Origin of the sequence: Stenotrophomonas maltophilia (genome assembly GCF_003970865.1) — a bacterium.
Lineage (GTDB): Bacteria > Pseudomonadota > Gammaproteobacteria > Xanthomonadales > Xanthomonadaceae > Stenotrophomonas > Stenotrophomonas maltophilia_AR.
Genome location: NZ_RXLZ01000046.1, coordinates 1 through 13091, shown reverse-complemented (window position 1 = coordinate 13091; position 13091 = coordinate 1). Strand labels below are relative to the sequence as shown.

The 13091-nt window shown below is 64.0% G+C and carries 11 protein-coding genes; 5 read left to right on the top strand and 6 right to left on the bottom strand.

Features of this window, described 5'->3' with window-relative positions:
- The first annotated feature begins 15 nt into the window (after positions 1–15).
- From EKL94_RS15285 to EKL94_RS15275, 3 genes are all read left to right on the top strand, one after another.
- Positions 16–2646, top strand: a complete 2631-nt coding sequence (locus EKL94_RS15285) for a DEAD/DEAH box helicase (RefSeq protein WP_126929750.1) — start codon at positions 16–18, stop codon at positions 2644–2646.
- A 97-nt stretch (positions 2647–2743) separates the two neighbouring features.
- Positions 2744–4090, top strand: coding sequence for a phosphohexomutase domain-containing protein (locus EKL94_RS15280; RefSeq protein ID WP_126929730.1), 1347 nt, complete (start codon positions 2744–2746; stop codon positions 4088–4090).
- Between the two features lie 12 nt (positions 4091–4102).
- Positions 4103–5506 carry a mannose-1-phosphate guanylyltransferase/mannose-6-phosphate isomerase gene (locus EKL94_RS15275; protein ID WP_126929729.1) on the top strand — a complete coding sequence of 468 codons (1404 nt, stop codon included), beginning with the start codon at positions 4103–4105 and terminating at the stop codon, positions 5504–5506.
- Positions 5507–5593: 87 nt separating this feature from the next.
- Here the strand turns inward: EKL94_RS15275 and rfbD are convergent, their stop codons facing one another.
- Genes rfbD through rfbB form a run of 4 tightly spaced genes read right to left on the bottom strand, consistent with a single transcriptional unit; the run spans position 5594 to position 8995 of the window.
- Complete coding sequence (gene rfbD / locus EKL94_RS15270) at positions 5594–6487, bottom strand: dTDP-4-dehydrorhamnose reductase (protein WP_126929728.1); 894 nt, start codon at positions 6485–6487, stop codon at positions 5594–5596.
- Positions 6484–7041, bottom strand: a complete 558-nt coding sequence (gene rfbC / locus EKL94_RS15265) for a dTDP-4-dehydrorhamnose 3,5-epimerase (protein WP_126929727.1) — start codon at positions 7039–7041, stop codon at positions 6484–6486. Before rfbC ends, rfbD begins: the two co-directional genes overlap by 4 nt.
- Complete coding sequence (gene rfbA / locus EKL94_RS15260; protein WP_126929726.1) at positions 7038–7925, bottom strand: glucose-1-phosphate thymidylyltransferase RfbA; 888 nt, start codon at positions 7923–7925, stop codon at positions 7038–7040. Before rfbA ends, rfbC begins: the two co-directional genes overlap by 4 nt.
- Before the next feature lie 14 nt (positions 7926–7939).
- The gene (gene rfbB / locus EKL94_RS15255; protein ID WP_126929725.1) at positions 7940–8995 is read right to left on the bottom strand and encodes a dTDP-glucose 4,6-dehydratase; all 1056 of its coding nucleotides are present in this window, start codon (positions 8993–8995) and stop codon (positions 7940–7942) included.
- Positions 8996–9255: 260 nt separating this feature from the next.
- Here rfbB and EKL94_RS15250 point away from each other — a divergent pair, with 260 nt between their 5' ends.
- Both EKL94_RS15250 and EKL94_RS15245 read left to right on the top strand, forming a co-directional pair.
- Positions 9256–10002: an electron transfer flavoprotein subunit beta/FixA family protein gene (locus EKL94_RS15250; RefSeq protein WP_012509979.1), complete on the top strand. Its 747-nt coding sequence runs from the start codon at positions 9256–9258 to the stop codon at positions 10000–10002.
- A complete protein-coding gene (locus EKL94_RS15245; RefSeq protein WP_126929724.1) occupies positions 10002–10940 on the top strand; it encodes an electron transfer flavoprotein subunit alpha/FixB family protein in 939 nt (312 codons plus the stop codon). The genes EKL94_RS15250 and EKL94_RS15245 overlap by 1 nt, the downstream gene beginning before the upstream one ends.
- A gap of 47 nt (positions 10941–10987) precedes the next feature.
- Here EKL94_RS15245 and EKL94_RS15240 read toward each other — a convergent pair whose 3' ends face one another.
- On the bottom strand, positions 10988–12499 hold the full coding sequence (locus EKL94_RS15240; protein ID WP_185830040.1) for a glucosyltransferase domain-containing protein: 1512 nt from the start codon (positions 12497–12499) through the stop codon (positions 10988–10990).
- Positions 12500–12548: 49 nt separating this feature from the next.
- On the bottom strand, positions 12549–12902 hold the full coding sequence (locus EKL94_RS15235; protein ID WP_126929722.1) for a hypothetical protein: 354 nt from the start codon (positions 12900–12902) through the stop codon (positions 12549–12551).
- Positions 12903–13091 lie beyond the last annotated feature (189 nt).

Sequence of the window (13091 nt, the reverse complement as noted above, 5' to 3'; positions counted from 1 at the left end):
GGCCCACCCTCGTTGATGGCCCATACCTACACCGAAGAAGACCTGCTCCGTTGGATGGACGGCCGGACGCTGGAAATGAGCGATCATTGCCTGTCGGAAGTCCACAGCATGCGTCTGTTTGGTGACATGCTGGTCGCTGAGGTAAAGATCTCGGCCAAGTACTCCTACCGGGTGGAGATCGACCTGGCCGCCAGCCTCCGCCCTCCGCACAGCCTGCTGCGGAACCGGTGTTCCTGCCCGCTCGGCCACGATTGCATGCACGTGGCGGCTGTGCTGGCGCAGATGCTGCAGCAGATCGATCATACGTCCCCCATGCCCGACGACAGCAGCACGCTGCCAACGCTGCTGATCAGTTCGATGACTCCCGTCCTGCGCCTGCACACGGTCGAGTTCCGTCCGCCGTGGCTCGGCCCCCGCGACCCTTCGCAATGGGCCGATATCGCGACCGTGGCCTTCGAATACGACGAGCACGTGCGGTTCCTGGATGATCCGAGCCTGTTCGCACATGATCCGGAGGGCCAGCTCGCCCTGCTGCCCCGTGACCTGGGTGAGGAGTCACGGCGTGAGGCCGAGCTGCGCACGGTGGGGCTGCATCGCGACACGGCCCCGCGGGCGCCACTGGACGGCGCAGGCCCGCAGTTCCAGCTGCGCACCCATGACTGGACACGGTTCCTGCTGGATGACGTGCCGCGCCTGGAAGCCCTGGGCTGGAAGGTGGAGACGGACGACGATTTCCGCCATCGCATCACCCGGGTGGATGAGATCGACCTGGACATCCAGGCGGACCCGACGGATGCGAGCTGGTTCAACCTGGGTCTGGACATCCAGGTGGAAGGTCGCAACGTGTCGATGGTTCCGCTGCTGCAGCAGGTGCTGCAATCCGATCCCCGCTGGATGCGTGGCCAGCTGGACGCCATCGGCGACGACGAGAACATCCTGTTGATGGCAGGCGACAACACCCGCCTGGCACTGCGGGCCGCACGACTGAAGCCGATCATGGCCCTGTTGGCGGACCTGTTCGCCCAGCGTGGCGCGCCGCTGCGCTTGTCAGCGCTTGATCGTGGCCGCCTGCAGGCACTGCAGGACACGGCGCGCCTGCAGTTCCGGGGCCGCAAGGATACCCAGGCGCTGGTGCAACGGCTGATGCAGGCACCCGCACTGGGCGAAGTGCCGCCACCGGCGGGGCTGGTGGCGACGCTGCGTCCCTATCAGCGTGAAGGCCTGTCGTGGCTGCAGTACCTGCGCCAGCAGGGGCTGGGCGGGGTGCTGGCCGATGACATGGGGCTGGGCAAGACCCTGCAGACACTGGCGCATCTGCTGGTCGAGAAGGAAAGTGGCCGCCTGGACCGGCCGGCGCTGCTGGTGGTGCCGACCTCGCTGCTGCACAACTGGCAGAGCGAAGCGGCACGCTTCACCCCTGGCCTGCGCGTGCTGACCCTGCACGGACCGGCGCGCGAAGCACTGTTCGAGGCCATCCCCGAGCACGATCTTGTGCTGACCACGTACCCCCTGCTGTGGCGCGACGAGCAGGCGCTGCAGGCACATGCCTACCATCTGCTGATTCTGGATGAAGCCCAGCAGGTGAAGAATCCGAAGTCTCGCGCGGCCATCACCCTGCGCACCCTGCAGGCCCGCCATCGCCTGTGCCTGACCGGCACGCCACTGGAGAACCACCTGGGCGAGCTGTGGACGCAGTTCGACTTCCTGCTGCCCGGCCTGCTCGGCAGCGAGAAGCAGTTCAACCAGCATTGGCGCCATCCGATCGAACGCGGCAGCGACCACCGTCGCGCCACGTTGCTGGCGCAGCGTCTGCGTCCCTTCATCCTGCGCCGTCGCAAGGACCAGGTCGCGTCAGAGCTTCCGCCCAAGACCCTCATTACCCGCGCGGTGGAAATGGAGGGCGGGCAGCGTGATCTCTATGAAACCGTGCGCGCAGCGATGGAAAAGCAGGTGCGCGAGGCCATCAGCGGCAGCGGGCTGGCGCGCAGCCATATCGTGGTGCTGGATGCCTTGCTGAAGCTGCGCCAGGTCTGCTGCGATCCGCGCCTGCTGCCGGGCGACGCCCCGGCACGCAATGCCGGTTCGGCCAAGCTGGAGCTGCTGCGCGAGATGCTGCCGTCGATGGTCGAGGAAGGCCGACGGATCCTGGTGTTCTCGCAGTTCACCGGCATGCTGGCACTGATCGCGCAGGCGCTTGAGGACCTGCGGCTGGCCTATGTGACCCTGACCGGCGACACCCAGAACCGGGCCACGCCGGTGCAGCGCTTCATGCAGGGCGAGGCACCGGTGTTCCTGATCAGCCTGAAGGCAGGTGGCGTCGGGTTGAACCTGACCGCCGCCGACACCGTCATCCACTTCGACCCCTGGTGGAACCCGGCGGCCGAAAACCAGGCCAGCGACCGCGCCCATCGCATCGGCCAGCAGCAGCCGGTGTTCGTCTACCGGCTGATCGCCGCAGGCAGCATCGAAGAACGGATCGCCGAGCTGCAGGAACGCAAGGCCACGCTGGCCGACTCGATTCTCGAAGGCGGCGGCGCTACGGGGCCACGCTTCAGCGAGGAAGACGTGCAGGCGCTGCTGGCACCGTTGCCGGGCCTGCCCGGCAAACGTTCCCGTAAAGCGGGCAAACGGTCGACGCGAACCTGACCCCCGAACGCCAGTCAGGTGGCGTTCCCCGGTGGAAACGATTCCCATACGGGACTGGGACTACAATTGGGGGCTGAGCTCACAAAGGATCTGATCGATGCCCCTGCCCGCCTTCAAGGCCTACGATATCCGCGGCCGCGTGCCGGAAGAACTGAACGAAGACCTGGCCCGTCGCATCGGCGTCGCCCTGGCCGCGCAGCTCGCTCCCGGCCCGGTGGTCCTCGGCCACGATGTGCGCCTGACCAGCCCGGCGCTGCAGGATGCGCTGGCCGCAGGCCTGCGTGGTACCGGCCGCGAAGTGATCGACATCGGCCTGTGCGGTACCGAAGAGGTCTACTTCCAGACCGATCACCTCGGCGCGGCCGGCGGCGTGATGGTGACCGCCAGCCACAACCCGATGGACTACAACGGCATGAAGCTGGTCAAGGAGAATGCCCGTCCGATCAGCTCCGATACCGGCCTGTTCGCGATCTCCGATGCGGTCGCCGCGGATACGTCCGAGGTCCAGGCGCTGCGCGCCGGGCAGACCGCCCAGCATGACAAGAGCGCCTATATCCAGCATCTGCTGAGCTACGTCGACGCCGCCAAGCTCAAGCCGCTGAAGCTGGTGGTCAATGCCGGCAACGGTGGTGCGGGCGCCATCGTCGACCTGCTGGCACCGCACCTGCCGTTCGAGTTCATCCGCATCTGCCACGAACCCGATGGCAACTTCCCCAACGGCATTCCCAACCCGCTGCTGCCGGAAAACCGCGCCGCCACCGCCGATGCAGTGCGCGAACACGGCGCCGACTTCGGCATTGCCTGGGACGGTGACTTCGACCGCTGCTTCTTCTTCGACCATACCGGCCGCTTCATCGAGGGCTACTATCTGGTCGGCCTGCTGGCCAAGGCCATCCTGGCACGCAATCCCGGTGGCAAGATCGTGCATGACCCGCGGCTGGTCTGGAACACCGTGGAAATGGTTGAACAGGCAGGCGGCGTGCCGGTGCTGTGCAAGAGCGGTCACGCTTTCATCAAGGAAAAGATGCGCGCCGAAGATGCGGTGTACGGCGGCGAGATGAGCGCCCACCACTACTTCCGCGAATTCGCCTATGCCGACTCCGGCATGATCCCGTGGCTGCTGATCGCGCAGCTTATCTCCGAGAGTGGCCGCTCGCTGGCCGACTGGGTCGAAGACCGCATGGCGGCCTATCCATGCAGTGGCGAGATCAACTTCAAGGTGGCCGATGCCAAGGCTGCGGTGGCACGCGTGATGGAGCACTTCGCCGCGCAGTCGCCGGCGCTGGACCATACCGATGGCATCAGCGCCGATTTCGGCGACTGGCGCTTCAACCTGCGCAGTTCCAACACCGAGCCGCTGCTGCGCCTGAACGTTGAAGCCCGCGGCGACGCAGCGCTGATGCAGGCCCGTACCGACGAAATCTCCCGCCTTATCCAGCAGTAATCAAGGAAGATCATGAGCAATATCCAGCCCGTCATCCTGTCCGGTGGTTCCGGCACCCGCCTGTGGCCACTGTCGCGCGAGGCGTATCCGAAGCAGTTCCTGCCGCTGGCAGGCGAACTGACGATGCTGCAGGCCACCTGGCAGCGCATCGCCCCCATCGCCACCCACGGCCCGTTGGTAATCGCCAACGAAGAGCACCGCTTCGTCGCTGCCGAGCAGCTGCAGCAGGTCGGCGCCGAGCCGGCTGCCATCATCCTGGAACCGGTTGGCCGCAATACGGCGCCGGCGATAGCGGTCGCGGCCCTGGAGGCCACCCGCGACGGCGCCGATGCGCTGCTGCTGGTGCTGCCCTCGGACCATGTAATCACCGATGAGGCTGCGTTCCGTGCAGTCGTGCAGGCTGCAGCCAGCGCTGCCGAGTCCGGCAAGCTGGTGACCTTCGGCATCGTGCCGACCGGACCGGAAACCGGCTACGGCTATATCAAGGCCGCCAATGGGCAGGGCCTGCGTGCGGTCGAGCGCTTTGTCGAAAAGCCCGACCTGGAGACGGCCAGCGGTTACGTCAGCAGCGGCCAGTACTACTGGAACAGCGGCATGTTCCTGTTCAAGGCCTCGCGCTACCTGCAGGAGCTGGAGCGCTTCCAGCCCGACATGCTGGCCGGCAGCCGCCAGGCCTGGCAGCAGGCCCGTCGCGACTCGGATTTTACCCGTCTGGACAAGGACGCCTTCGCAGCGGTTCCTTCCGACTCCATCGACTACGCGGTGATGGAAAAGACCGCGGACGCCGTGGTGATTCCGCTGGACGCGGGCTGGAACGATGTCGGCTCCTGGACAGCCCTGCGCGATGTCTCGCAGCAGGACGGCAACGGCAACGCCCACCAGGGTGATGTGATTGCCATCGACTGCCGCAACACCTATGCCTATGCACAGCGCCTGGTGGCACTGGTCGGCCTGGACGATGTGATCGTGGTCGAGACGGACGATGCCGTGCTGGTCGGCAAGGCCGACCGCATGCAGGAGGTCAAGACCGTGGTGGCGCAGCTGAAAGCCGAAGGCCGCAGCGAGGCCACCTGGCATCGCAAGGTCTACCGCCCGTGGGGCGCGTACGATTCGATCGACAACGGCGAGCGTTTCCAGGTCAAGCGCATCACGGTCAAGCCCGGCGGCACGCTCAGCCTGCAGATGCATCACCATCGCGCCGAGCACTGGATCGTGGTCAGCGGCACCGCCGAGGTGACCCGCGGCGACGAAGTGATCCTGCTCAGCGAGAACCAGAGCACCTACATTCCGCTGGGCGTGACCCATCGCCTGCGCAACCCTGGCAAGCTGCCGCTGGAACTGATCGAAGTACAGTCGGGCAGCTACCTGGGCGAGGATGACATCGTGCGTTTCGAGGACACGTACGGGCGCAGTTGATCCGGCGCACGCCGGCTGGAGTGGGTGCCGACCGTTGGTCGGCACACTGTGGATGCACGCGACCACCAACGGTGGTCGCCTTCCCGGTCAGGCAGTCTCAGCCATCACCCGCTTCAGGCCGTCCTGCCATGTCGGCAGCACGATGCCGAAATCCTGCTGCAGCTTGCGGTTGTCCAGCACCGACCAGGCCGGACGCTTGGCCGGGGTCGGGTATTCGGAACTGGGAATCGCTTCGACGGTCGGCACCTTCGCCAACACACCGGTCGTCAGCGCTTCGGCAAAGATCGCCTCGGCGAACCCATGCCAACTGGTCTGGCCGCCGGCCGTCAGATGCCAGGTGCCGGACAGCTGCCCCGGATGCTGCAGCGCCTGCGCAGTGACATCAGCGATCAGCGCAGCCGGTGTCGGCGTGCCGATCTGATCGGCCACCACACGCAACTGGTCGCGCTCGGCGCCCACCCGCAGCATCGTGCGCAGGAAATTGGCGCCATGCGAGGCATACACCCACGCCGTGCGGAAGATCAGATGACGACCGCCGGCCGCGCGAACCGCATCCTCGCCATCGCGCTTGCTGGTGCCGTACACGCCCAATGGCGCGGTCGGCTCGTCTTCGCGGTAGGGCGCGCTGCCCTGGCCATCGAACACGTAGTCGGTTGAGTAATGCACGAACGGCACGTCATGGGCCGCGCACCAGCGTGCGATCACGCCCGGCGCCTCCGCATTGGCGGCGAAGGCCGCATCGACCTCCTGCTCGGCACGGTCCACCGCCGTGTAGGCGGCCGCATTGACCACCAGCGACGGCTGCAGCCGATCCAGCAGGGCTGGCAGGCTGTCAGGCTGACCGAAATCGGCGGTTTCGCAGGGGCTGCCGTCGGGCAGGACGCCGCTGCGGGTGGTCGCGACCACCTTGCCCAGCGGCGCCAGCGCGCGCAGCAGCTCCTGGCCAACCTGGCCATTGCCACCGAAGACCAGAACGGTCACGGCACGTAGACCGGCAGGCGATCTTCAGCGATGTCCTTCAGGAAGGGCGCGTTCTCGTCCTTGGCCGACAACGTCGGTGCGCTGATCGGCCAGTCCACGGCGATGTCGGCATCGTTCCAACGGATCCCCGCATCCGCTTCCTTGACGTAGACATCTGTGCACAGGTAGCTGAACAGTGCGCGCTCGGACAGCACGGCAAATCCGTGGGCAAAGCCTTCGGGAATCCAGAACTGCTTCCGGTTTTCGGCACTCAGCACCACCGCTTCCCAGCGACCGAAGGTCGGAGAGCCGCGGCGGATGTCCACGGCAACGTCATAGACCTCGCCTTCCAGCACGGTCACCAGCTTGCCCTGTGGGCGCGGCCATTGGTAGTGCAAACCGCGCAGCACACCGCGGGCGGACGAGGATACGTTGCTCTGCACGAAACTGCCCGGCAGGCCTTGGTCCTGGAAGCGTTCGGCATTCCAGGTCTCAAAGAAGAATCCGCGCGAGTCGCCGAACACTGCCGGTTCGATCACCCGACATCCTGCCAGCGAAGTCTCAACGATCTTCACGGCACTACGCCTCGTTCAGCCAGCTTGTTCAAGTACTGGCCATAGCCATTCTTGATCAACGGTGCGGCCAGCGCCTGCAACTGTTCGGCGCTTATCCATCCCTTGCCGAAAGCGATTTCTTCAGGGCAACAGACCTGCAGTCCCTGGCGGGTCTGGATGGTCTCGATGAAGTTGGAAGCTTCCAGCAGCGACTGGTGCGTGCCGGTATCGAGCCAGGCATAGCCACGGCCGAGTGCCTCCAGGTGCAGATTGCCCTCTTCCAGGTAGCGCTTGTTGAGATCGGTGATCTCCAGCTCACCGCGCGGCGACGGCTTCAGTTCGGCCGCGTAATCGCTGGCCTTGCCGTCATAGAAGTACAGGCCAGTCACCGCATAGTTCGAGCGGGGATTTTCCGGCTTCTCCACCAGGTCGATGACCTTGCCGCTCGTGTCGAACTCGGCCACGCCGTAGCGCTCTGGGTCGTTCACCCAGTAGCCGAACACGGTCGAGCCGTCCACGCGTTCGTCGGCGCGCTTGAGCACTTCGCGCAGGCCGTGGCCGTGGAAGATGTTGTCGCCCAGCACCAGGCAGCTCGGCTTGCCGGCGACGAAGTCGCGGCCGATCAGGTAGGCCTGGGCCAGCCCATCCGGGCTCGGCTGCACGGCGTACTGGATATCCATGCCCCACTGCGAACCATCGCCCAGCAACTGCTGGAACAACGCCTGCTCGTGCGGGGTATTGATGATGAGCACTTCACGGATGCCCGCCAACATCAGCACGCTGAGCGGGTAGTAGATCATCGGCTTGTCGTACACCGGCAGCAGCTGCTTGCTGACGCCCTTGGTGATCGGATAAAGGCGGGTGCCGGAACCACCGGCGAGGATGATGCCCTTGCGCTGGGTCATGGTGTCTCCTGGGTTCAAGCCGTGGTGCCAATGCGCTGCAGACGGTAGCTGCCGTCGAGCACACCGTTGACCCAGTTCTGGTTGTCCAGGTACCAGTCGACGGTGAAGGCGATGCCCTGTTCGAAGGTAGAGGCTGGTTCCCAGCCCAGGTCGTTCTTCAGCTTCGACGCATCGATCGCGTAACGGCGGTCGTGCCCCGGGCGGTCGGTGACGTAGGTGATCTGGCTGCTGCGCGGCTGGCCATCCTCACGCGGGCGGCGCGCATCAAGCAGCGCGCAGATGGCCTGCACCACTTCGATGTTCTGCTTTTCCGAGTTGCCGCCGACGTTGTAGGTCTCGCCGACCTGGCCCTTGGCCAGCACGGTGCGGATCGCCTCGCAGTGGTCGGACACGAACAGCCAGTCGCGCACCTGCTTGCCATCGCCGTACACCGGCAGCGGCTCGCCGGCCAGCGCCTTGGCGATCACCAGCGGGATCAGCTTCTCGGGGAAGTGGTACGGACCGTAATTGTTGGAACAGTTGGTGGTCAGCACCGGCAGCCCGTAGGTGTGGTGGAAGGCGCGCACCAAGTGGTCCGAAGCCGCCTTCGACGCCGAGTACGGTGAATTCGGGGCGTACTGGGTCGTTTCGCTGAATTTGCCGGTCTCGCCCAGCGTGCCGTACACCTCGTCAGTGGACACGTGCAGGAAACGGAACGCCGCGCCCTGCTCGGCCGGCAGCGTCTTCCAGTAATCCCGCACCGCTTCCAACAGGCCCAGGGTGCCCACTACGTTGGTCTGGATGAACGCGCCCGGGCCGTCGATGGAACGGTCGACGTGACTCTCGGCGGCAAAATTGAGCACGGCGTCCGGGCGGTGCTCGGCCAACAGGCGCGCTACCAGCTCGCGGTCACCGATGTCGCCCTGCACGAAAACGTGATCGGGATTGCCGTCCAGGCTGGACAGGGTCTTCAGATTGCCAGCGTAGGTCAACGCGTCGAGATTGACGACCTTGACACCACGGGCGACAGCTTCGAGAACAAAGTTACCGCCAATGAATCCGGCACCGCCGGTGACAAGCCATGTGGGCACTACCTGTTCTCCTGTTGATGATTCATATCGGCCGCATGCCGCGACCCGGTTCAGCGCAACAGGATACATCGGGGGCACCTTCACGACTGCCTTCGCACCGTGAACGAGGCACAGCGTCCGGCACACCTTTGCCGCATCGCAACATAACCATACGCATTCGCATGGTCCCCCCAAGCCAGCTAGAATCGGGGTCCCACCCCCGAACCGGTTGCTGCTTCAGGACCGGACGTTCTCCCCGTTATTGAAGGACCCCGTACCAGATGAAAATCCTCGTCGCGTACAAGCGCGTGGTGGACTACAACGTCCGCATTCAGGTCAAGCCGGACGGTTCCGGCGTGGTCACCGACGGCGTCAAGCTGTCCCCCAATCCCTTCGATGAAATCGCCCTGGAAGAAGCCCTGCGCCTGCGCGACAAGGGCATCGCCAGCGAAGTCGTGGTTGCCACCATCGCCCCGGCCGACGCCCAGGCGCACCTGCGCAACGGGCTGGCCATGGGCGCCAACCGTGCCATCCACGTCGTCACCGACCAGGCCATCCAGCCGCTGACCGCGTCGCGCACCCTGCTCAAGCTGATCGAAAAGGAACAGCCGGACCTGGTGATCCTTGGCAAGCAGGCCATTGATGACGACGCCAACCAGACCGGCCAGATGCTGGCCACGCTCTGGGGCCGCCCGCAGGCGACCTTCGCCAGCAAGCTCGAAATTGCCGACGGCAAGGCCACGGTCACCCGTGAAGTCGATGCTGGCCTGGAAACACTGGAAGTCGATCTGCCGGCCGTGGTCACCACCGACCTGCGCCTGAACGAGCCGCGCTTCATCAAACTGCCGGACATCATGAAGGCCAAGGCCAAGCCGCTGGAGACCCTGCAGCTGGCCGACCTCGGCGTTGAAGCCGCCGACACCTTCAAGACCACCCAGTACGCCGCGCCGTCCAAGCGCAGCAAGGGTGTGATGGTCAAGGACGCGGCCGAACTGGTTGCCGCACTCAAGCAGAAGGGGTTGCTGTAATGAGCAGGATTCTCGTCATCGCCGAGCACCACGACGGCAAGCTCAACGCCGCCACCGCCAAGACCATCAGTGCCGCTGCCGCCATCAGCGGTGCCAGCATCGATGTGCTGGTGCTGGCCGCCGATCCGGTTGCCGTGGCCGCCGAGGCCGCGAAGATCGCTGGGGTCGCCAAGGTCCTGACCGTGGCCAATGCCGCCAACGCACAGGCCATCGCCCAGGTGCTGGCGCCGCAGATCGCGCAGCTGGCCAAGGGTTACACCCACGTGTTCGGCCCGTCGACCACCTTCGGCAAGGACCTGATGCCGTGCGTGGCCGCCCTGCTCGGCGTCAACCAGGTCTCCGACCTGATGAGCGTTGAAGGCAGCCACACCTTCAAGCGCCCGATCTACGCTGGCAACGCGATCATCACCGTTGAAGCCCCGGCCGACCAGATCGTGGTCGCCACCGTGCGCGCCGCGTCGTGGCCGGAAGCCGCCCAGGGTGGCAATGCCGCCGTTGAAGCGGCCAGCGTTGACGCTGCGCTGCCGACCCACACCCGCTTCGTCGGCCTCGCCGCCGGTGCCAGCGACCGCCCGGACCTGCAGAGCGCCAAGCGCGTGGTCTCCGGCGGCCGTGGTGTCGGTTCGGAAGAGAACTTCAAGGTCATCTTCCAGCTGGCCGACAAGCTCGGTGCTGCCGTCGGTGCCTCGCGTGCGGCGGTCGATGCCGGTTACGTACCCAGCGACCTGCAGGTCGGCCAGACCGGCAAGATCATCGCGCCGGAACTGTATGTGGCCGTTGGCATCAGCGGTGCGATCCAGCACCTGACCGGCATCAAGGACGCCGGCACGATCGTGGCGATCAACAAGGACGGCGATGCGCCGATCTTCGAGATTGCGGATATCGGACTGGTAGGGGATCTGTTTGCGATCCTGCCAGAACTAGAGAAGGCGCTCTGAACAGCGCAATGTGAAAAAGCCCGGCGAAGTTCGCCGGGCTTTTTTTCTTACAGGCAGACGACCGCAATCCCGGAAGATGTGATCGTAGAGAAACCTGCCTTTGGCCAAGATGGCAGTGTGTCGCAGAGCTTGATGTGATCCGCCTCGGGTTCAATCGTGGTCAGCTCATGACCCGTAGTCATCCGCAGAACCCCCTGCTGCGAGCCCGTCAAAGCGAACGCCGTCATGTTCAGGTCCATATAGGCTGTCGGCAACGGCGAAGGATGCGCCCACCGCATGTTGCGGTTGACGATTGCGATCTTCGTCGAGTCGCTGAACTCAGGATGCTTGTTGAGTGAATCATAGATGGCTGCTGCCAGAACCTTGTCATATCCATTGACCAGCATCTGATCGGAATGGATGCGATGACCGATGGCAGCAGCACCCAACAGTGAAACCCCTACTGGAATTGCGATGCTCCACAGCTGCCAGCGGCGGCGGAAGACATAGAACAACCAGTACACCCCCATTCCCCAAATAGCAACGATGCCTCCCAGGACACGGGGCACCGGCCACCATGCCTTGCCTGCGGCGATCACGCCTATGCCCGCTACTGGAACAAGCGCTGCCAGCAACAGGCATGCCACCGCACCTCGCGGGCGCTTGATCAAGACCCAAACAAGCAGGCTGAGCCATCCCAGTGCCGACGCGATCCACATAAGCATCGCTGCGACCGGCGCATCCTGCACGATGTACGGTCGCGTCCAAAGGAACCCCGAGAGAGCCTTCAGTTCGTCCAGTCGCTGGCCGATCATCGCCAGCGGCAACAACTGGCTGCGAGTGGTCTCATTCATGCCATAAGCCGCAATGACCAGCTTGTAGGAAATCATGTAGAAAACAAACCCCACAGCGAGCATGAGGAAGGTACCCACCACATCCGGATAGCGCCGCCAGTCGAGCAACCGCCCATCGCGATCCTGCAACAACACCTGGATCATTCCGAACAGCAGCATGAGGGCGACGTAGTTCAGCAGCAGCTGATACATGGACAGGGCGAGTAGTAGCAGGATGGCCCCTACCCACCAACGGCGAGGATTGCGCGCGACCAGGAAAGTAGCTCCGATGCCCATCGCGGTCGCCAGCTGGGCCGTGAACGACGCCTCTGAGAATGAAAGAATCTCGGCCGAGTACGGATGGAGGGTAATGAGCAAGCTGCTGAGGATCAATCCGGTCCGCGAAACTTCACCCTTGCGGTCGAATGCTGTGAACATCAAGGGGGCGGCGGCTGCGAAGCACAGCAGTCCTACACCTTGCAGCAAGGTACCAAAGGTCAGAGCATTGAATCCCAGGGACTCGCCGGCCATGAACACCATGTACTGGCCGAAACGACCTTGTCCAAACAACTGCTCCATGGTGGGGAAACCACGAACGTAGAAGTAGGAGTCGATGGACAGGCCATGCTGGACCACGAATGGCAATCGCGCAAAGACAGTAATAACCGCTACCGCAGCACAGACCTGCAGCAGACGAATGACGGGATCCTTGGTTCTGATCGTCATGACAGATTGAAACGTGCTCATCTTTCCCCTTCGCAATTGATTCATGAGCTGCACGGCTTTCCGTGCGCAGTCAAATACAGACCAGAATACCGCCTTCAGGTCGCTTCAAAACAAAACCTGGATCAGGCCAGGCCGGGTGCTCCGCACATTCTTCGATATCGGCCGGCTCGGCGGGCACCTGATTCAAAGTGCGGCCATTGGAAAGCTCAAGCAGACCTTTCAACGCGCGCTTGTCGGCAAACGCCGTCAGATTCAGGTCCATCCAAGCGGTTGCCAACGACATCGGATGAGCCCAGCTCAGGCGGCGATTGACCACGGCAACCGGCGTCCGATCCGTATAGCCCGGTGCACGGATCATTTCGCCATATATCCGCTGTGCGAGCAGGCGATCGAAAGCGTTCAGCTGCAACTGATCGCTGTGCACACGATGGCCCACCGCTGTAAAACTCAGCAGCAGGATCCCCCCGAGCCCCAGAACCTGTCCCTTTTAAACATCTGACCCTGCCTGCCACTCTACCCGTTGAGGTCTGGTAGGCTTCCGTATCGTGTATAAGAAAAAACTATAAAAACAAACCTTAAACAACAAAAGACTGAAAAAAAACAACAAAAAAAA

What these genes read in the sequence shown, in the direction of transcription:
- EKL94_RS15240 (WP_185830040.1), bottom strand. Translation starts at nt 12,499, where the DNA reads ATGAGCACGTTTCAATCTGTCATGACGATCAGAACCAAGGATCCCGTC.
- EKL94_RS15285 (WP_126929750.1), top strand. Translation starts at nt 16, where the DNA reads ATGGCCCATACCTACACCGAAGAAGACCTGCTCCGTTGGATGGACGGC.
- EKL94_RS15245 (WP_126929724.1), top strand. Translation starts at nt 10,002, where the DNA reads ATGAGCAGGATTCTCGTCATCGCCGAGCACCACGACGGCAAGCTCAAC.
- EKL94_RS15250 (WP_012509979.1), top strand. Translation starts at nt 9,256, where the DNA reads ATGAAAATCCTCGTCGCGTACAAGCGCGTGGTGGACTACAACGTCCGC.
- EKL94_RS15275 (WP_126929729.1), top strand. Translation starts at nt 4,103, where the DNA reads ATGAGCAATATCCAGCCCGTCATCCTGTCCGGTGGTTCCGGCACCCGC.
- rfbA (WP_126929726.1), bottom strand. Translation starts at nt 7,925, where the DNA reads ATGACCCAGCGCAAGGGCATCATCCTCGCCGGTGGTTCCGGCACCCGC.
- EKL94_RS15280 (WP_126929730.1), top strand. Translation starts at nt 2,744, where the DNA reads ATGCCCCTGCCCGCCTTCAAGGCCTACGATATCCGCGGCCGCGTGCCG.